Here is an 18187-nt window from a genome sequence, read left to right as displayed (position 1 = left end):
CCGCGAACGACGCGGCAAAGGCCATCAACTCGTCACCGAATACCGCTACGACTGCCAGCACCGCCTGATCGGCATTAAAAAACCCAACGGCCAGATCGCTAGCTATCGCTACGACCCGTTCGGGCGGCGAATCAGCAAAACCGTGGAGGGCGTGACTACAGAGTTTTTCTGGCAGGGCGACAGACTCATCGCCGAGCATCAGACGGATCGCCATCGCAGTTACCTCTACGAACCCGACAGTTTCCGCCCGCTGGCCCTGCTCGAAGGCTTCGGCCCAAAAGAAACCAAGCCCTACCACTACCAACTCGACCACCTTGGTACGCCGCAGGAACTCACTGCCTCCGATGGCGAAATCGTCTGGTCCGCACACTATCGGGCCTACGGCGAAATCAGCCGTCTCGACATAGGACAAGTCGACAATCCGCTGCGCTTTCAGGGCCAATACTTCGATCAAGAAAGCGGGCTGCACTACAACCGCCATCGCTACTACAATCCGGATATTGGTCGCTACCTGACGCCGGATCCGGTGAAGTTGACGGGTGGGATCAATGCGTACCAGTACGTACCCAATCCTACCGGGTGGGTAGATCCGCTGGGCTTGAATAGCTGCCCTGGCGACGAGTGTAAACCTAGCATTACTCCTACCCTTCAGAGGCCTAGCATTGATGAAGGCGCGCCCGCTCTACCTCAACTGCCACGAGCTAATCGACAGTCGAAAATAGATGGACTGACAGAAGCAAATGCGAAACGAAGGGTGCTGGGCTGGGAGGAGGAATACCATATGCATACCGTTGAAAAGCACGGCCCGGAGATACCTGATAGCGCGTTAAAACAACGATCTATTGATGGAACAAATCCAACGACTGGGGAGAGAGGACCTATTAGCTCCAGCTCCCAATTTAACTCTTGGAAAATGCAACTCCACGCTATAAACAAAGCCAAGGGCAGGATGCAGGGCGATTCGCCATCTCCCACAGGTTTGGATAACGCAGGCAACCCAGTGGTCGTGGTCGAACTGCCTGGGGCCGGACGAGGCTATAAACCTAATGGCGGGGACTTGAACAACCCTAGATACATTGAAAACATGGACAGAGCAGAAATCAGATTTGATCGAAACAATCCGACTCGACCATTCACCGCTTTCCCGAAATGAGCAGACCATGCTGAAATCGCCATTCATGGACACTCCATACACTCCTACTATCTCTCATTTATTAGGAGCTTTATCGATATACGACCTTGAGGAAACGGTTGGAATAGAGCTATGGAAGCACGACCCTAACAACCATAAAGATAGGGAAAAAATCATAATTTCTTTTATCCTTAAAGATCTTATGCACCTTTCCTACAGGCATCGTTTTATATTGATTTCCGTTCTCAAAGATGCACTAGACAATCCCAATTTTGACTTTTCTAAAGAATTTGAGAACGATTACGACAAGTACATAACCATGGCTTGGAATGAAACAGAAATAACCGACCCCCGAAGCTTCTTCGCCGACATATACCGACTAGCCAACGAGGTTTGGAAAGAAGACCTTCAAAAAGCCAGCCTCGAAGACCAGACAACTTGGTAAGACCGACACCGCTCTTAAAGCCAGCACCGCCCCCCTGTGGCGAGCGAACTTGCTCGCGCTGGGCCGCACGGCGGCCCCACTCCAGGCAATTGGGATGTCCAAGCAAATCGACATTGTCTGTTTTGGGGCCGCTATGCAACCCAACACAGGACAAGTCTGCTCACCACAAAAAGATGTGAATCAGCGAAAAATCACTGCTTCGAAAACTCCATAATCATCCGACTAAGCAGATAAACCCGCGGCACAACACTCTCCACCATTTTAAGAGATAACAAAATGAACACCGCGTATATAAATAAACTTGGTGTAAAACCATGGGAAAGCGTACACCCGACCAATGATGCAAAATTCACCACTACGACATTACTGGCTCACGACTTCACCAGCGTATGGGAGTCATGGTGCGGCATAATGGATCAACTATCAGAAAAATGGCCGTTTAAAATAGAGTGGACATCAACAACAGATGTAGACTTCAATTCGAAATCCGAAGAATTTTATTCAAAAAAAATATCGCCAAAACACTAAATACTGGGGATCTATGTAAAAAAAATAAAATAAGCAATATCTACTCCACAATTAAGAATCTCCCAACAAGCTTTAGAAAAATACAAAACCCAGTCTTTGAAGGCTCACAGGATGCTATCTTAGTAGCTCAAGAGTTTGAAACTGAAATAGACGAACTCTGGCTCAAAATGACAATCTTTGAAAGACTCATCACTCCCGAGAAAATCAGTACTTTCCTGGAGTCTCAAACCAATGTATTGCTATGCAGATTTTACGATTCAGAAACACATGCCGTAGCTCAGATTATCTATAAAAACATCCACGAAAATTAAACCATTTTAGAAAAAACGAGAGACCAGTGTAAAAAAATAACACCCGAAGATATCCACCACTTCATAAACCGCACGAAACACTATAATAGCAGCCTGTAAAACCTCACCCCAACATGGTACAGCCAACACTACTAGCAAGGTCTCACAACCGGAAAAATAAATGAAGATACGAATAACCGAGATACTGTCTGATACGGAGACCTTACTTGTGAATTTTCACTCATCTGCTGGTAGCGGCAAAGCTGTGTGGGTAGGTGTCGAGCCAAAAACAGGTGATGAGATGGATGTAGAGTTTGGCCTAGATGAAACGTTCACCTGGGGCAAGAACCTCACGCCCTCCACAGGTAAAAGCCCCAACATTTCTCATATAAACGGTATCACTCGAATAACAGCTGAGCTCATTCAAATCACAAACGAAAATTGTGCAGCACTGCAGTTCGGCGACTCTGTACTACTAGTTGAGTTAGACGGCCCCACTACTCAACAATCTGGCTGCGTTGACTTGAGGGCGATCAGAGTCTTCTTATACCCAACGAATACGTGACCCACATAGATGAACGCCTACTCACCACAAGCCCGACAGAAAAACTGGCTATCGTGTTGAACATGATCAAAACAGTGGCGCACATATCAACGTGTGGACCCATAAAGAAAATGGCCCACATTTTACATCTGAAGGAAACGAAAAAATGGTGATCCAGCTAACTAAAAGGTTCGCAAAAAATGAGCTACCTTGACGACGAGATAATTGAATATTTTAAAAAAAACAATACGGAAATCACTACCCTAACAAAAATCAAACATGACCTAATGGTAGAAAAAATGAGTCAGAGCATTCCATTCTCTGTGACCAACATAGCATGGAGCTTATTAAAAAATAGTATCTACCTGGGTATAGCAACATCAAAAACATCAATGGATGCACTTGTAGAAAAAATCAAACTCACCACAGAATCTGACGTCATTATCATAGGTGACACCACTGATGACGCCTATTCAATAGGCATCAAACATCTCTCACCAGCACTTGGGATATTTTCGACGATCCCGCAACACACCTACATAACTCAAGAAAGTTTGGATTGGATAGCGGGCATATCCTTTGAAGGTTACATCTACTTTTCCAAACTTTAACTTTCCAAATAAGCCTTCTAATAAACAGACATATCCCAGCGATATCCAGCTATATATTCACCACCCCAAACAAAGACAATTCCTCAGCCTGGAAAGGGTAGCACAATGCAAATCCATACACTAGAAACCCTGATATCGGAATATCTGAGGCATGTAGATGAAGCAACGGAATTACTCAAGCGATCGTTCGGAACCAAAAACATTCATGGATTATGGCGCTCCAATAAAATTCCGCAGCAAGGCACTGTCACCGATGACGTAACCTACGAATTGCACGGCATTGGTTGTTGCGTTTGCCTATCAGGCCTACACATCGACTTTGACTACGGCCCTGATGACAGGGTCGACGGATTTGACCTTTGGCGATTATATATTTATGCCTGTGAGCTACCGCAAAAATACAAGAAATATACCGACAAAGAGTACCTGGCGCATGAACTCGGCGAGTACCTGAAACTGGGAAAAGCCAAAAAAATCCCTGGTTCCATGTCCAACTTGTACTTCATTCAATCATGACGATGACTACCCGGCCTGATGAGCCATCAGGCCCTCACCCCCACGCCACCACCAACAACCCCACCCCCAACACCAGACACAACGGCGAATAAAAATACGTATCCAACCTCGCAAACCGCGAACCACCGACCTTCTTGAAAAACCCCACCAATTCCGAATCCCCAATCGCCCTGGCAAACATCACCACCGCAATCGCGCTGATCCCCCACTGCAAGGCCCCGTGGGACACCGCCGAGAAATATAGCCCGGCCCGAAAACACACCATCAGTGCAATCCCCACCAACCCCAGGGCAACTAGAAAGGTAGCAAGAGCCGAGGGTTTGAACGCCGGTTTCGGCCCACGCGCGAATTCGCCGGGCAATTGGGGGATAGCGGCCTGGAAGCCGAGTTTGCCGCCGGCAGCCCAGTACAAATGCACCATGCTGATGAAGGTGAAAATGCCGACAATCCATCGCGCGACAACAAAGCTCATGGCTGGCTCTCCCTTAAAGGTGCGAAAGAGGATAGTCGCCCGGAGATTTTTTGCAGGCATTTCGTCGGCGGCTGATGGTAAAGTGCCGCCCCATGAAAATCGCCCGCGCCGACCGCTCGCTCATTGCCTGGATGCTCTATTGCTGCGTCCTGTTCAATGTGTTCGCCTGCAGTATCGGTCATGGGCAGATGGTCGGGATGCAGCTCAATGGCATCGGCGGTCAGTTTTGTACAGTGGACCCGCGCACCCAGGCGCCCAAGCCGTCCAACTCCACTGAAGAGAACCTGCCGACGCTGTCCAAGGCGTTTGGTTGCCCGCTGTGTTCCACCGGCGGCATGGGCCCAGCGCTGAGTTCCAGCCTGAATGTGGCGGTGTTGCCACAGCCCCATGCGCCGCCGCCGGCCATTGTCCTGGCTGCTGACATTCCTGCCCGCTTTACCTGGCCTGCGGCTAATCCGCGCGCACCGCCTGCTTTCGCCTGATCCCTTCGCTTTCCGATCTGCACTGAGCACCGTTTCCGCGAGGACGTACGGGCGGCTGTGCGTTGTTTTCAAGCCAAGTTTTTCAGGATTCAACCATGAAACATCTACCCCTGTTGGCGGGCCTGTTCGGCTGCCTGCCTGTCTGCGCCTGGGCCCTTGAGTTGGCCCCTACCACCATTGATGGCGAACAAACCGCCGAGCCTGGCCTGGCCCTGGATCAATCCAGCGGCATGGCCTCGCGCTTGGGTTTGAGCGTGCGCGAAACCCCGGCGTCGGTGGCGATCGCCAATCGCGATGACATCGAGCGCCACGGCGCCAAGACCTTCCGCGACGCTGCCAACACCTTGCCTGGCGTCAATGCCAGCGCCCCGCCAGGATTTGGCGGATTTGTCTCCTACCGTGGCTTTACCAGCAGCCAGATCACCCAGATGTTCAACGGGATCAATGTGGCGACCGGCCTGGCCCGGCCGGTAGATGCATGGATCTATGACCGGGTGGAGCTGGTAGGCGGCCCGTCCTCCTTGATCAACGGCGCCGGCTCCGTGGGCGGTTCGCTCAACTACGTGACCAAACTGGCTACCCGCGAGGAACAGGCCGCCGAAGGCCAGCTCACCTATGGCAGCTATGACACCGCCGGCATGGCGTTTGGCGTCAATCACGCCCTGACCGAACCCGGCGCCGATGTGCAGCACTACGTGCGCCTGGATGTAAGCCGCAACACCAATCACAGCTACATCGACCGCGACCAGCGCGAGGCCTGGAGCCTGGCGTTTTCCCTGCTCAGCGACCTCACGCCCAACCTGTCTCACACCCTGGCGCTGGAATACCAGGATGAGCATGAAGACAGCCCCTACTGGGGTACGCCGGTGCTCAACCCCAAGGTGGGCGAGCTGAAGATCGACAAGCACAACCGCTTCAACAACTACAACGTTGCTGACGGTCGCTACGAACAGCGCACGATCTGGGCACGCTCGATCATCGACTACCGCCTCAACGACAGCACCACCCTGAAAAACACCCTCTACCACCTGGACAGCCAACGCGATTACCGCAACCTGGAAACCTACCAGTACAACGCCGACAACAGCGCGGTGAACCGCTCGACGGCCTATCAGGTACGCCATCAAGGCGAACAGAACGGCAACCAGTTCGAGCTGCGCCACGATGACAGTATGTTCGGATTGTCGACCACGTGGTCTGGCGGTTTCGAATACAAGGTCAACAGCACCACCAACACCCCGCTGAATGTGCCGGGCAACAGCAGCGTGGACCCGAACAACTACAACCCTGGACACTTCTACGACATCCCGCGAACCCGTGAAAAGTTCGGCAAGGACAAGACCAACGAGGTCACCACCAAGGCGCTGTTCGTGGAGAACCGCCTGGGGCTCACCGACAAACTCTCGCTGCTGACCGGCCTGCGTTACGACGCCATCGACCTGGACGTCACCAACCACCGTGCGATCACCGCCACCAATCCCCACCACTTCAAGCGTAACTGGGAGCCGGTAACCGGCCGCGTCGGCCTGACTTACCAGTTCATCCCGTCGGCCAATGTGTATGTGCAATACAGCACCGCCGCCGAGCAGCCGAACACCACCACGCAAGTGTTTGATGTTTCGACGGGCAAACAGTGGGAAGTGGGCAGCAAGTTCGATTACCTGGACGGCCGTGGCTCAGCCACCGTCGCCGCGTACAAGATCGAGCGCAAGGATTTTGCCGTAACCGATCCGCAGGACCCGACCAACAGCATTCCGGTCGGGGCGCAGTCATCCAAAGGCATCGAGTTGGCCAGTTCGCTGCGCATCACGCCAAGGTTGCTGGCGGAGGGTAACTTCGCCTGGGTCGACGCCGAGTACGACGACTTCAACGAGAAAATCGCCAGTGGCGCAGTGGTCTCGCGCAAAGGCAATACACCAACCAACGTGCCCAAGCGCGTGGGAAACCTGTGGCTGACCTATGATTTTGCCGAGGATTGGCAAGGGGGGGTGGATGCTCGTTATGTGGCCGAGGTATACGCCGACAACGCCAACACCCAGACGGTGCCGGCCTACACACTGTTCGGCACGTTCCTGCGCTATAAAGTGGACTCGCACACCTCGGTGACGGGCCGGGTACGCAACTTGACGAATGAGGTGTATGCCGAGTTTGCGCATGTGTCGCCGGCGTATTACCTGGGCTCGCCAAGAACATTCGAGCTGGCAGTACAAACCAGGTTCTAAACACCTGAGCGTAGGAGCCCGGCTTGCCGGCGATGGCGTCCGATAGAACGCCATCGCCGGCAAGCCGGGCTCCTACAGTACATACGCAAGGTTATTTCAGGCTGGCTTCAACCTTCTGCGCCACATCCTCGGTCAACCAAGCCTTCCACACTTCCGGATGTTCCTTCAGAAACACCTGGGCCACTTCCCGTGGCGCCGTGTGATTTTCACTCATGGTCGCCAAGGCTTTGTTCAGCGGCTCAATCGGAAACTCGACCTTCTCGAAGAACTGCGCAATCTGCGGGTGCTCCTTCTGGAACGGCGTCGACACCCCGATGCTCAACTTGGACGCCAACGAGCGAGTTGGTTTCGGATCAGGATTATCCGCATCCGTCAGCGTCTTCCACGCCTCGGCATCAAACGGTGGCTCTTCCAGCTGGATCAACTTGTAGCGCCCCATCAACGGCGTCGGCGACCAGTAGTAGAACAGCACCGGTTTGCCCCGGCGGATCGATGAGGCGATCTCGGCATCCAGTGCCGCGCCCGAGCCGCTGCGAAAGTTTACATAGCTGTCGTCCAGGCCGTAGGCCTTGAGCTTCTGTTTGTTGACCACTTCCGAGGTCCAGCCGATGGGGCTGTTGAGAAAGCGCCCCTTACCCGGGGATTCCGGATCCTTGAACACATCCTTGTAGCGCGCCAGGTCCTTCACGCTCTTGAGTTCCGGCGCGAGAGGCTCGATGCCTTTGGCAGGGTCACCCTTGACCACGTATTCCGGCACCCACCAACCTTCGGTGGCGCCTTTGACCGTATCGCCCAGGCCGACCACCTTACCCTCGGCTTCGGCCTTGACCCACACCGGGCTGCGGCCGGCCCACTCTTCGCCGATCACTTGGATGTCGTTCTTCGCCAGGGCGGTTTCCAGGGTAATGGTGGTACCAGGCAAAGTATCGGTGGGCAGGTCGTAGCCCTTTTCGACGATCACCCGCAGCACTTCGGTGATGAAGCTGCCGCTTTCCCAGTTCAAATCGGCGAAATGTACCGGAGCCTCGGCGGCCGAAACCGGCAATGTCGTCACTGACAGCCCCAGCGTCGCCAGGGACGCAGCCAACAGCGTTCTCAATCCTTTCATGCCCTTGCACCTCGCAATATCGCAGCCAATAGCGGACGGCTTTGCTGCGTAAGCGCGAAGCCTCTGAATAGTTAAGTCAACTCAACTGTAGTAGAGGTTCCGGGAGATAACGGGTGTTCGCGGAATTTGATGGTTATTCGCTGGCCTTGAAAGTCACCAGTTCACCCTTGCGCCATTTAGCGGCCTTGCCGGTCACGGCTTTCAGGGTTTTGGTCAGGCCTTCCTGCAGTTGTTCGTTGGCGGCAAACACCAGCATCACGCTGTGGCCCTCCTTGAACACGATGCCCTGGCCTTCGGCCGAGGACACAAAGGCGTAGTCGCCCAGGCCATAGACGGTCAACTTGATGTCGCGGAACTTCAGTTCAAACTTGCCACCTTCACGGCTGGGCAATACCGCTGCGCGAAAGTGATCACCGACCTTGAGCTCCAGGCGCGGCTTGTCATCCACGACCATCGCCGCCTCGGTGTCAATCTCGGCGATGTAGATGCCTTCCGGCGTCTGCTCAGTGATGTAAACAAAACGGGATTGAAACTGTTTGACCAACTTTGCGCGCAAATCACCCAGCACGAACAACGCGTGCATATCCAGATTACTGACTGCCAAGGAAACGCCCCCACATCAAAAAGAGCGCTGTCCGCCACAGCGGGCAGCACAAAAAACGGCCATTACGGCACGATCACATCACTCATTCTTTGAAAAAAACTGAAGAAAAACCCGTTCTCACGCCATCAGGCTAGTACAGACGTACGCGATGGACTTTGTGCAAAGTCATCAGGCACCACAGGAGATCACAGGTTCAACAGCCCGAGAATACGGGCCGACCAACTTCAGAGAATAACTCAATTAAAAATGCAGTTTTCCGACGCGCCCACACAAACAAACATACCTGGCATGGAACCAGGCGGGGCCTGAGGACGACAATACTAAAACAGCATCACCAATCAAAACCACCCAAAACGTTGCAATCAAGTCAACCGGATCGATCGAAAGGAGCAGGCCATGCAACGATCAACCTACAATGCAATGTCTTCGCACACCCGTTCATCATGCCAGGGCGAGGCTCAATACTACCGCTTGGGTGCCTTCGAGGGGTACTCGGATTCGGTTCTTTACCAAGTCGTACCTGCCGGCAGAAACTTCTTCCATATCCGTGAAGTACTCAGCGGTCGAATAAAAGGCTTTCGTAGCGACCATGTCAAGGCCTGTGAACTGGCCAAAAAGCTTGAAGCCCAGTTGCAAGCTTCTCACGGAGCAGTCGTTTTGTCCGCCCGATAACTTAACTGCGCCGCCGACCCGCAACAACTGCCATACTGGCCCGTCCACTGAAGTTTGTGCCCTGCGGGCCAGGTTTCTCCAGTGCAGTTATCTCCAAGGGAAGGCTCTACGTGACGGAATTTGATATCGGCGAATTTTTCATCCATGGCGACGCAAGGGAAGTAGACGGTGAGTTTCAAGCAGTGATCATCATGCGAGCCAAGCCACCGCTGACCACTGTCACCACCCACCAGGTGGAAAAAGACCGTTGGTTCAAAACCGTCGACGCGGCGGCCTCCGCTGCAAAAGAGTCCGCCAAGGCCTTGAAGGCAGCGGTGGATTCCGGGGCTCTTAATTCCTGACAATCCGATAGAACTCTGCTGCGCCGCAACCCTCCCATGCATAACGACCACCCTGCATGGAGAACGATATGGACGCGCCAATTCCTACCCTTGAAACCCTGTTCGAACAATTGGGCCTGGATTCAACCCCGGACGCCATCGACGCCTTTATCGTCGCGCATCCCCTGCCTGAAGACGTGAAGCTGATCGATGCGCCGTTCTGGTCTGAACAGCAAGCGGCCTTTCTGAAAGAAGAGCTGCGCGAGGACGCTGAATGGGCGATTCCCGTGGATGAGCTGAATCAACGCCTGCATCAATCGCAATAGCCCCGTATCAATGCAGGCTGTCCGACTGCTCCAGGCGCAACAGCGCCTGCCAGGCGGCCCTGCACTCCTCGGCCTCATCACGACTGGCGAAGGCTGTGCCGCGCTGCTCACCGTTGAGCAACACCACCCAGCAGGCCTTCTGGCCCAGCGCACGCAGGGTTTGGGGTACGCCACTGCCGATCATCACGGCAACATCGACTTTGTTTTGCATGGAGCTTCTCCGCAGCATTAGTTAGCTGGCTAACAATGTTGGCCATGCTACGGTTTTCTTCCAGTTGGAAAAAGCTATCCCCGGAATAGCTCCTTTGCATAAACAGCAATAATCCTTAGCGCCCGGCCTTCACTGCCTCGGGTTTATAGCCCAGGCGCAAGCCACCCCAGTGCCGGCCCTTGACCATGATCGGCACCGACAAGTCGTGCATCAGCTCTCCGGTGTCACGGGTATAGGTCTGCAGCAAAACCGCCTGCTGGTGGCTACCACAGCGAATCCCTGTACGGTCTTCAAACTTGCGCTTGGTGCGGTTCTGCACGGCATCCACCTGCACATCGCCGGTTAGCGCGTGGGAAAACGCCTTATTGTGCGTCGGCACATAGCCCTGCGGCGTGCAGGCAATAGCGAATACCAAGCCTTCATGGCGTGGCAACAGCGCCTCTTGGATCGCCGGCAATACCTGGTCGGTGTAGCCATCAAAGCGGGTGTGGTACTTGCTCGGACTGGTGTTGGCGATCGGCGTGTAGCTGCGGTCGAACAGGTCATCCAGGCTGATGCGGTTCTGCTGCACATCGGCTTCGAATTGCGCGGCAATCCGGCTCGCACCCTCGCGCGCCAGGTCGTAGATACGCTGGTGGTAGTCGTCCAGCCCAACTTCCGCCAGACGTTCGCTGATGGTTTCGGCCTGCCCTTCCATCTGCACGGCAGCGTCGGCCAACTGGCGTGTCTGCTGATCGCTGACAGCCAGGTCGCTGCGCATCTGTTCCACGGCATGGAACAAGCTGTCTAGCTGGGTGCGGTTGGTGTCGGTGCCCTGGGCGATCTCATTCACCTGGCCCTCCACATCGGCCGCCAGGCTGGCGATACTCTGCAACTGCTCGCCGGCGTGCTCCACCTGCTCGACGCCGGTATGCAGGTCCGCCGAGAGCTGGCGAATCTGCTCCACCACTTGGGCGGTGCGTTGCTGGATATCCGCCACCATCACCCCGACTTCATCGGTGGCCGTGGCCGTACGCCCCGCCAACCCACGCACCTCATCCGCCACCACCGCAAACCCGCGTCCATGCTCACCGGCCCGAGCCGCTTCAATGGCCGCGTTGAGTGCCAGCAGATTGGTCTGGCTGGCGATGGACTGAATCACCAAGGTCACCCGCTGGATTTCCTCGCTGCGCAGGCTCAAGGCTTCAATCAGCTCACGGCTGGCGTTGGCGCGCTGGCTGAGCTGGTGCATGCGGGTGATCGACTGGGCCAGCACTTCGCGGCCTTCAGTGCTGCGTTGATGCGCCTGGCTGGCGGCGCCAAGCGCTTCGCGGCTCAGCTGGGAGGTGATCTTTTCAGTGCCGATCATCACCTCGGCACTGCTGACAATCTGCTTGGCCGCACCCAACTGCGACTGCACACGTGCCGCCAGTTGCTTGACCGAAAAGGCCACGCCGGCCGCGGACAACGCGTTATGACTGGTGGTGTAGGACAGGTCGCGAGTTAATTCGCCGATGGCATCGACGGCATCGGAAGATGCGATAACAGGTGTGCGACTTTTCAATCGAGGCAGCCAGATCACCAGCAGGGCCAGTGCCAGGCAAAGGTAGAGCGGCAGGCTGGCGAGCGCCAAGCCCAGCAGGACCAACACCAGGGCGGTGCTCTGCAACAGGGGCGTCAGCCAGCCGGACAACCCGCGCGCCACCGCTTGCGGTGGCACTGCTGCGCCCATCAGAGATCCGTCTCCAGCCATCTTCGTTACCCCACTGCTTGTCATTATTGTCGCTGCATTAAACGCCACTATCGGGCCATTATCCATGGGCCTTTAGTGGGGTGGCTTGCAGCAGATCAATAGACGGGGTGTAACGGGTCTTTCCCGGGGAACCGCAGAGCGATCCCCCGCTTCACCGCATCAGGCTTGGCGCTGATGCTTGTCGATCTGCTCGTGGCGCTCTTGCGCTTCGATGCAGTACTTGGTGGTCGGGCTGATCAGCAGGCGCTTGAGGCCGATAGGCTCGCCGCTGTCATCGCACCAGCCAAAGGAATCTTCCTTGATGCGCTCCAGTGCGCGCTCAAGCTGCGGCAGCATGCGCTGGTCGCGGTCGATGGCGTTGACCAGCCAGGTGCGCTCTTCTTCAACAGAAGCGGCGTCGGCCGGGTCGGCCGGGGTGTCCAGGCTTTCAATGGCGATACGGTTCTGTTCAATGCGCTCGTGGTGTTCCACTTTCATGTCTTGCAGCAACTGCTCGAAAAAAGCGTGCTGTTCGGCATTCATGTAGTCATCCGCCGGCATGGCCAGCAACTTTTCCTTTGTCATTGATTTCTCTATAAAAAATACGTGCATTAAGGCGAATAAGGGAGCGTTCCGGCCGACCTCTGCAGGTCTCGGAAGGGCGCCATCCATTTCAAGCGCCACCCGGCACTCAATTTACGAGGGGCGGCAGTCTAAGGCCGACTTGAGGGCGCAGCAACTGAAAAGACAGGCAATTTTTCCGAGATAACCCCCAAAAGCACCAGGACGGGCTCGGCGAATGGTCATCGGAGTGCGTTTATAGCAAGAAATTCAGTGTTGTGGAGCTATATAGAAGACAAACGGTTGAAACCTCACCCCCAACCGTAGGAGCGAGCTTGCTCGCGAAGAACGCAAGGGCAACGCGTTTAACCAGACACCGCGCGTTACCGTTGGCGTTTTTCGCGAGCAAGCTCGCTCCTACAGGGACGCCTTCAGCGTTTGAGCTTGCGCTTGTTGCGATACTGGTCGATCACCACCGCCACCACAATGATCAGGCCCTTGATGATGTCCTGGATGTACGCATCCACACCGACAAAGGTAAACCCGCTGGCCATCACCCCAAGGATCAGCGCGCCGATCACTGTGCCCGTGATGCGCCCTACCCCGCCCGCCAGGCTGGTGCCGCCGATCACAGCGGCGGCAATCGCATCCAGCTCATAGGACATGCCCATGCCGGCCTGGCCGGTGGCGGCACGTGCCGAGGCCACTACACCGGCCAGGCCTGCCAGCAGGCCGGCGATGCTGTACACGATGATCAAGTGGCGTTTGACGTTGATGCCCGACGTACGCGCCGCCTGCATGTTGCCGCCAATCGCGTAGGTGTACTTGCCGTACTTGGTGTAGCGCAGGGCAATATGGAAGATCACCGCCACCACCAGGAAGATGATCACCGGCATCGCGCCATGGCCGATCGCCGTGTACGAGTCCGAGAGCATGCTTACCGGCTGGCCTTCGGTGTAGTAACGCGCCAGGCCACGGGCCGAGACCATCATGCCCAGGGTCGCAATGAACGGCGGGATGCCAGTGACGGCGATGATGCTGCCGTTGATCGCTCCCGCCAGCAGCCCGACACCCAGCCCCATCGCCACCGGGATCCACACCGGCAAGTCGGTCAGGCTCGGGAACACCGCCCGGGAAAAGTCGGAAGTCTGGGCCAAACTCGCGGCGATCATCGCCGACAGCGCCAGCACCGAACCGGAGGACAGATCGATCCCCGTGGTGATGATGACCTGGGTCACGCCAATTGCCAGCAGGCCGATGATCGACACTTGCAGGATCATCAGCACCAGGCGCTGGGAGTTCATCAGGAAACTCTGGTCCCGCACGATCCAGCCAAACAGCTCGAAAACCAGGCCGATGCCGATCAGCACCAGGAAGATGCTCAGCTCGGTGGGCATGCGTCGGCGACTTTTGGTGGGTACCGTCGCGGGTTTGTTATCCGTTATTGCGTTCATAGCCCATCACCTTCTTATTCTGTGCGTCAGTGGACTGCCGTCATCCCGGAGGCCAACTGCATGACTTTTTCCTGGGTCGCTTCGCTGCGGTCCAGGGTGCCCATCAACTCGCCTTCATGCATCACCATGACCCGGTCGCTCATGCCCAGCACTTCGGGCAATTCGGAGGAAATCATGATCACGGCCATGCCTTCGCTGGCGAGGAATGAAATCAATCGGTAGATCTCGGCCTTGGCGCCCACGTCGATGCCACGGGTAGGTTCATCGAGGATCAGCAGTCGCGGGTTGGTCATCAGCCAGCGCGCCAACAAGGCCTTCTGCTGGTTACCGCCCGATAAAGTGTCGATGCACTGTTCAAGGGACGGGGTTTTCACCCGCAGCTTCTTGCACATGTCTTCGCACAGCGCACGCAGGGCTTTCTGTTGGATAAAACCGTTGCCGGTGTAGTGCGGCAGCACCGCCATTTCCATGTTTTCCAGCACCGACAGGCACGGGAACAGGCCACTGAGCTTGCGATCCTCGGTCAACAGCGCAAAGCCCTTTTCGATGGCCATGTGCGGATCGGTGATGCGCACTGCCTTGCCATCCAGGGTGATCTGGCCGCTGCTGCTGGGCGTGATGCCAAAAATGGTTTCTGCCACGTTGGTACGGCCCGAGCCCATCAGCCCGGCGATACCGAGGATTTCACCGGCGTGCAGGTCGAACGACACGTCCTTGAACACGCCGTCCAGTGTCAGGTCGCGCACCGTCAGCAACAGGTCACCGATGGGCGTCTCGCGTACCGGGAACAACTGGCTCAGCTCGCGGCCGACCATCATCGAGATCAGGCTGTCGCTGTTCATGCTGTCGGCACGTTGCAGGCCGATGTAGTGGCCGTCGCGGAACACCGCCACTTCATCGGCGATGGCGAACACTTCGTTCATTTTATGGGTGATGTAGACGATGCCTTTGCCCTGGGACTTGAGGTCGGCAATGATCGAAAACAGGTGGGCCACTTCCTTTTCGGTAATGGCCGACGTCGGTTCATCCATGATCAGGATGTCGGAGTCGTAGGACACGGCCTTGGCAATCTCGACCATCTGCCGCTCGGCGATGCTCAGGTTGCCCACGTGTTCCTCAGGGTCCAGGTTGATGCGCAGGCGCGCCAGCAACTCGGCGGTGCAGCGGTGCATTTCGCGGTGATTGACCATGTGCAGGCTGTTGAGCTGCTCGCGGCCGATCCAGATGTTCTCGGCGATGCTCATGTGCGGCATCAGGTTGAGTTCCTGGTGGATCATCGCGATCCCGGCCTTCTGGGCCGCCAGGGGTGTTTCAAACACGATCGGCTTGCCACGCAGGCGGATTTCCCCGGCGTCGGGCTGGTAGATGCCGGCGATGATTTTCATCAGCGTCGACTTGCCCGCACCGTTCTCGCCCATCAGCGCCAGCACGGTGCCGGGGCGCACCCGCAGTTGCACGTCGGCCAGGGCCACGACGCCGGGAAAGCCTTTGCTGATGTTGACGATTTCCAGCAGGTAGGGTTCTTCCAGCGGCTGGGGCTGAAGACCGGGAGGCTGCGAGACAGTCGCTTGAGCGAGCATAGGGAGGTACTCCATCTGCAGGGCGGCCAAGACCGCCCTGCCGGCTTATTGTTGTTATGCAGGGCTATTTGAAGTCTTTGACGTTGTCCGGGGTGATCAGCTGGAACGGGATCACCACGTTCTGCTCGATAGGCTCGTTCTTGGCCATCTTGCGCGCCGTCTCCACTGACTTGTCCGCCTGACCTTTGGCGTCCTGGAAGGCCGACACGGTCATGTCACCCTTGGTGATCGCGTTCAGGCCGTCCGGCGTACCATCGACCCCGGCGATCAACACGCCCTTCTTGCCCGCCGATTTGAGGGCCATGGACGCGCCGATGGCCATTTCATCGTTGTTGGCCAACACCGCGTTGAACTCGCGGCCCTGGGTCAGCCAGTCGTTGACCAGGGTCATGCCCTTGTCACGCAGCCAGATACCGGTCTGTTCCTGCTCGATCTTGATGCCTGGGTACTTAGTCAGGACTTCCTTCACACCCTTGGTACGGTTGGTGGTGGAGTTGTTTGCCAGGTCACCCAGCAGGATCACGATGTTGCCTTTGCCGCCAAGCTTTTCGGCGATGTACTGCATCTGCAGCTTGCCGGCCTCGACGTCGTCGGACGTCACCGCCGCGACACCAGGGGCCAATGTCGCGCTGTCAGGACGACGGTTGACGAACACCAGCGGGATTTTCGCCGCCGTGGCTGCCTTGATGATATTTGCGGTCGACGCGGTATCCACCGGGTTGACGATGATCGCGTCGACTTTCTGGCTGATAAAGTTCTCGACCTGGCTCAGTTGCTTGACCACGTCGGCACGCGCGTCTTCGAACTGCAATTGCACGCCATCGCCCTTGGGATAGGACTTGGCCTGCTTGTCCATGTCTTCGCGCAGGTAGGTCAGGAAGGTGTCATCGAAGGCGGACATGCTCACGCCTATCTTGAGGTCAGCAGCCGAGGCAACACCGCTGGCGAGCAGCATGGACAGGGCCAGCGCGGTAAAACGGATCGGGGTCTTCATGAACGGTCTGTCTCCACTTTCTTGTTGGTTTTTTGGACGTTGCGTTTATCAGAGCTCGGCAGGCAGCCGGACGACCGGTGCGCCTGGAATGCAGCACACCAGCGCGCCTTTGTTTTCGACGCACAGCACATTAAGGAAGGAGAAGTAGAACGGCCGGGCGCGGGGCAGACCGCGTGGCGCTTTAGCAGGGCGTAAAACTCGCAGTACAGCGTTGAAGATTTTCATCTGACGGTACCTGGTTGTTTTTGATCTTGTTTTTGTTGAGTCGCCCGGATCGAGTCCAAACGTACTTTATGCAACCTGGAAAAGACTTTATTGGAAAATAATTTCCATATCAACCTGTTTTAGAATTTTATTCTATTTTTGTTGAAACCACCTGCTGACGCTCGGCGCTGAGGCGTGCGGCGTCCAATATACGGGTGGTTTCCAGGGCGTCATAGGCGTCCACCGGCAATGGCCCCTGCCCTTGCACGGCCAGTTGCAACTGCCGATAGAACTGCGTCCAGCAGCCCTTTTCCGACGGCACTCGCTCACGCTCCGCACCTTGTTCGAACCAGCCCCAGCGTCGATGCTCTTCGGCGCCCCAGTGCTCGCCTTCGGTTTTCGGCGACTTGCCGGCCATTAGCGCCTCTTCCTGACCGTCCAGGCCTTCGACGGTGTAACAGCCTGCGCTGCCACTGACGCGAAAACGCGGTGCCTGGCTGTTTTGCAAGGCGTTGCCCCACAGATGGGAGATCACGCCGTTGGCATGGGTCAGGGAGACAAAGAAGCCGTGATCCACCGTGGGGTGTTCAGCGGTGTAATGCAGCTGGGCGAACACCCGATCCACCGGACCGAACAGTTGCAACGCCTGGTCGACCAAATGGCTGCCCAGGTCGCGCAACCAGCCACCACCGCTGGCGTTGCCCACGGCTTGCGGGCTGTAGCGTTCCACGCGGGACTCAAAGCGGGTGATCTTGCCCAGGGCGCCGGCATCGATGAGCTTGCGCAGGGTCAGGTAGTCCGAATCCCAACGCCGGTTCTGGTACACGCTGAGCAGCGTACCCTGGCGCTCAGCGGCGGTGATCAGCGCCTGGGCCTGTTCGGCGTTGGCGGCGAAGGGTTTGTCACTGACCACGGTAACGCCGTGTTCGATGGCTTCCAGCACCAGGGCCGGGCGGCCTTTAAGGGTGGTGGAGATGACCAGGGCGTCGACACCGGCCTCGACGATCTGGCCGATGGAGTCGAAGGCCTTTACACCGGGAAGGTCCGTGTTCAATTGCTGGCGGCGCTCGGGTGAGCGCGTCACGACGCCAACAAACGTAGCGCCGGGCAGTGCTGCAATCAGCGGCGCATGAAAGAAGCGCCCTCCGTGGCCGTAGCCGACCAGTCCAATTCGCATAGATACACTCCTTACTTGAACTG

21 protein-coding genes are annotated in these 18187 nt (G+C 56.4%); 10 read left to right on the top strand and 11 right to left on the bottom strand.

Translation table 11 applies throughout. From position 1 onward, the window contains the following. The 5 genes from CI807_RS19945 to CI807_RS19920 form a co-directional block, all read left to right on the top strand. The coding region (locus CI807_RS19945; RefSeq protein WP_177409590.1) for an RHS repeat domain-containing protein at positions 1-1153 on the top strand (1153 nt) is incomplete at its 5' end. 7 nt (positions 1154-1160) lie between these two features. Then, complete coding sequence (locus tag CI807_RS19940; RefSeq protein ID WP_095015875.1) at positions 1161-1577, top strand: hypothetical protein; 417 nt, start codon at positions 1161-1163, stop codon at positions 1575-1577. 999 nt (positions 1578-2576) lie between these two features. Continuing rightward, on the top strand, positions 2577-2960 hold the full coding sequence (locus CI807_RS19930) for a hypothetical protein (RefSeq protein WP_095015873.1): 384 nt from the start codon (positions 2577-2579) through the stop codon (positions 2958-2960). 179 nt (positions 2961-3139) lie between these two features. Then, positions 3140-3550 (top strand): hypothetical protein, encoded by a 411-nt coding sequence (locus CI807_RS19925; protein ID WP_095015872.1) that lies wholly within the window; start codon positions 3140-3142, stop codon positions 3548-3550. Between the two features lie 105 nt (positions 3551-3655). Continuing rightward, positions 3656-4066, top strand: coding sequence for a hypothetical protein (locus CI807_RS19920; RefSeq protein ID WP_095015871.1), 411 nt, complete (start codon positions 3656-3658; stop codon positions 4064-4066). A 34-nt stretch (positions 4067-4100) separates the two neighbouring features. Here the strand turns inward: CI807_RS19920 and CI807_RS19915 are convergent, their stop codons facing one another. Further along, positions 4101-4538, bottom strand: a complete 438-nt coding sequence (locus CI807_RS19915; protein ID WP_095015870.1) for a DUF3995 domain-containing protein — start codon at positions 4536-4538, stop codon at positions 4101-4103. Between the two features lie 92 nt (positions 4539-4630). Between CI807_RS19915 and CI807_RS19910 the strand changes: the two genes are divergently transcribed. Continuing rightward, a complete protein-coding gene (locus tag CI807_RS19910; RefSeq protein WP_016975551.1) occupies positions 4631-5020 on the top strand; it encodes a DUF2946 domain-containing protein in 390 nt (129 codons plus the stop codon). A 95-nt stretch (positions 5021-5115) separates the two neighbouring features. Further along, the gene (locus CI807_RS19905) at positions 5116-7242 is read left to right on the top strand and encodes a TonB-dependent siderophore receptor (protein ID WP_095015869.1); all 2127 of its coding nucleotides are present in this window, start codon (positions 5116-5118) and stop codon (positions 7240-7242) included. A gap of 91 nt (positions 7243-7333) precedes the next feature. Here CI807_RS19905 and CI807_RS19900 read toward each other — a convergent pair whose 3' ends face one another. Next, on the bottom strand, positions 7334-8350 hold the full coding sequence (locus CI807_RS19900; RefSeq protein WP_095015868.1) for an ABC transporter substrate-binding protein: 1017 nt from the start codon (positions 8348-8350) through the stop codon (positions 7334-7336). Positions 8351-8483: 133 nt separating this feature from the next. Continuing rightward, the gene (locus tag CI807_RS19895) at positions 8484-8933 is read right to left on the bottom strand and encodes a hypothetical protein (RefSeq protein ID WP_050554011.1); all 450 of its coding nucleotides are present in this window, start codon (positions 8931-8933) and stop codon (positions 8484-8486) included. A 417-nt stretch (positions 8934-9350) separates the two neighbouring features. Here CI807_RS19895 and CI807_RS19890 point away from each other — a divergent pair, with 417 nt between their 5' ends. The 3 genes from CI807_RS19890 (at position 9351) to CI807_RS19880 (ending at position 10272) form a co-directional block, all read left to right on the top strand. Continuing rightward, positions 9351-9626, top strand: a complete 276-nt coding sequence (locus tag CI807_RS19890; RefSeq protein ID WP_095015867.1) for a hypothetical protein — start codon at positions 9351-9353, stop codon at positions 9624-9626. 110 nt (positions 9627-9736) lie between these two features. Next, positions 9737-9967 carry a hypothetical protein gene (locus CI807_RS19885; RefSeq protein ID WP_095015866.1) on the top strand — a complete coding sequence of 77 codons (231 nt, stop codon included), beginning with the start codon at positions 9737-9739 and terminating at the stop codon, positions 9965-9967. Between the two features lie 68 nt (positions 9968-10035). Further along, positions 10036-10272, top strand: a complete 237-nt coding sequence (locus CI807_RS19880; protein ID WP_038848516.1) for a DUF2789 domain-containing protein — start codon at positions 10036-10038, stop codon at positions 10270-10272. Positions 10273-10279: 7 nt separating this feature from the next. Here the strand turns inward: CI807_RS19880 and CI807_RS19875 are convergent, their stop codons facing one another. The 8 genes from CI807_RS19875 to CI807_RS19845 form a co-directional block, all read right to left on the bottom strand. Further along, entirely contained in the window at positions 10280-10483 is a 204-nt protein-coding gene (locus CI807_RS19875) for a hypothetical protein (protein ID WP_010211013.1), read from the bottom strand. A gap of 115 nt (positions 10484-10598) precedes the next feature. Next, entirely contained in the window at positions 10599-11831 is a 1233-nt protein-coding gene (locus CI807_RS19870; protein WP_371858012.1) for a methyl-accepting chemotaxis protein, read from the bottom strand. A 543-nt stretch (positions 11832-12374) separates the two neighbouring features. Then, positions 12375-12779: a TraR/DksA C4-type zinc finger protein gene (locus CI807_RS19865; RefSeq protein WP_010564800.1), complete on the bottom strand. Its 405-nt coding sequence runs from the start codon at positions 12777-12779 to the stop codon at positions 12375-12377. A gap of 407 nt (positions 12780-13186) precedes the next feature. Next, positions 13187-14209, bottom strand: coding sequence for an ABC transporter permease (locus CI807_RS19860; protein WP_016975559.1), 1023 nt, complete (start codon positions 14207-14209; stop codon positions 13187-13189). 26 nt (positions 14210-14235) lie between these two features. Further along, positions 14236-15789 (bottom strand): sugar ABC transporter ATP-binding protein, encoded by a 1554-nt coding sequence (locus CI807_RS19855; RefSeq protein WP_025999676.1) that lies wholly within the window; start codon positions 15787-15789, stop codon positions 14236-14238. 64 nt (positions 15790-15853) lie between these two features. Beyond that, positions 15854-16783, bottom strand: coding sequence for a sugar ABC transporter substrate-binding protein (locus CI807_RS19850; RefSeq protein ID WP_028615865.1), 930 nt, complete (start codon positions 16781-16783; stop codon positions 15854-15856). A 48-nt stretch (positions 16784-16831) separates the two neighbouring features. Then, on the bottom strand, positions 16832-17008 hold the full coding sequence (locus tag CI807_RS31480; protein ID WP_177004141.1) for a hypothetical protein: 177 nt from the start codon (positions 17006-17008) through the stop codon (positions 16832-16834). A gap of 127 nt (positions 17009-17135) precedes the next feature. Further along, positions 17136-18164, bottom strand: a complete 1029-nt coding sequence (locus CI807_RS19845) for a Gfo/Idh/MocA family oxidoreductase (RefSeq protein WP_095015864.1) — start codon at positions 18162-18164, stop codon at positions 17136-17138. Positions 18165-18187 lie beyond the last annotated feature (23 nt).

It is taken from the genome of Pseudomonas sp. NS1(2017) (assembly GCF_002269425.1).
Lineage (GTDB): Bacteria > Pseudomonadota > Gammaproteobacteria > Pseudomonadales > Pseudomonadaceae > Aquipseudomonas > Aquipseudomonas reactans.
Note: the sequence above shows the minus strand (reverse complement) of the source record. Positions and strands in the feature narration are given on the sequence as shown.

What these genes read in the sequence shown, in the direction of transcription:
- CI807_RS19925 (WP_095015872.1), top strand. Translation starts at nt 3,140, where the DNA reads ATGAGCTACCTTGACGACGAGATAATTGAATATTTTAAAAAAAACAAT.
- CI807_RS19865 (WP_010564800.1), bottom strand. Translation starts at nt 12,779, where the DNA reads ATGACAAAGGAAAAGTTGCTGGCCATGCCGGCGGATGACTACATGAAT.
- CI807_RS19910 (WP_016975551.1), top strand. Translation starts at nt 4,631, where the DNA reads ATGAAAATCGCCCGCGCCGACCGCTCGCTCATTGCCTGGATGCTCTAT.
- CI807_RS19855 (WP_025999676.1), bottom strand. Translation starts at nt 15,789, where the DNA reads ATGCTCGCTCAAGCGACTGTCTCGCAGCCTCCCGGTCTTCAGCCCCAG.
- CI807_RS19920 (WP_095015871.1), top strand. Translation starts at nt 3,656, where the DNA reads ATGCAAATCCATACACTAGAAACCCTGATATCGGAATATCTGAGGCAT.
- CI807_RS19875 (WP_010211013.1), bottom strand. Translation starts at nt 10,483, where the DNA reads ATGCAAAACAAAGTCGATGTTGCCGTGATGATCGGCAGTGGCGTACCC.
- CI807_RS19905 (WP_095015869.1), top strand. Translation starts at nt 5,116, where the DNA reads ATGAAACATCTACCCCTGTTGGCGGGCCTGTTCGGCTGCCTGCCTGTC.
- CI807_RS31480 (WP_177004141.1), bottom strand. Translation starts at nt 17,008, where the DNA reads ATGAAAATCTTCAACGCTGTACTGCGAGTTTTACGCCCTGCTAAAGCG.
- CI807_RS19870 (WP_371858012.1), bottom strand. Translation starts at nt 11,831, where the DNA reads ATGATCGGCACTGAAAAGATCACCTCCCAGCTGAGCCGCGAAGCGCTT.
- CI807_RS19850 (WP_028615865.1), bottom strand. Translation starts at nt 16,783, where the DNA reads ATGAAGACCCCGATCCGTTTTACCGCGCTGGCCCTGTCCATGCTGCTC.
- CI807_RS19860 (WP_016975559.1), bottom strand. Translation starts at nt 14,209, where the DNA reads ATGAACGCAATAACGGATAACAAACCCGCGACGGTACCCACCAAAAGT.
- CI807_RS19895 (WP_050554011.1), bottom strand. Translation starts at nt 8,933, where the DNA reads ATGCACGCGTTGTTCGTGCTGGGTGATTTGCGCGCAAAGTTGGTCAAA.
- CI807_RS19940 (WP_095015875.1), top strand. Translation starts at nt 1,161, where the DNA reads ATGCTGAAATCGCCATTCATGGACACTCCATACACTCCTACTATCTCT.
- CI807_RS19930 (WP_095015873.1), top strand. Translation starts at nt 2,577, where the DNA reads ATGAAGATACGAATAACCGAGATACTGTCTGATACGGAGACCTTACTT.
- CI807_RS19900 (WP_095015868.1), bottom strand. Translation starts at nt 8,350, where the DNA reads ATGAAAGGATTGAGAACGCTGTTGGCTGCGTCCCTGGCGACGCTGGGG.
- CI807_RS19845 (WP_095015864.1), bottom strand. Translation starts at nt 18,164, where the DNA reads ATGCGAATTGGACTGGTCGGCTACGGCCACGGAGGGCGCTTCTTTCAT.
- CI807_RS19915 (WP_095015870.1), bottom strand. Translation starts at nt 4,538, where the DNA reads ATGAGCTTTGTTGTCGCGCGATGGATTGTCGGCATTTTCACCTTCATC.
- CI807_RS19890 (WP_095015867.1), top strand. Translation starts at nt 9,351, where the DNA reads ATGCAACGATCAACCTACAATGCAATGTCTTCGCACACCCGTTCATCA.
- CI807_RS19880 (WP_038848516.1), top strand. Translation starts at nt 10,036, where the DNA reads ATGGACGCGCCAATTCCTACCCTTGAAACCCTGTTCGAACAATTGGGC.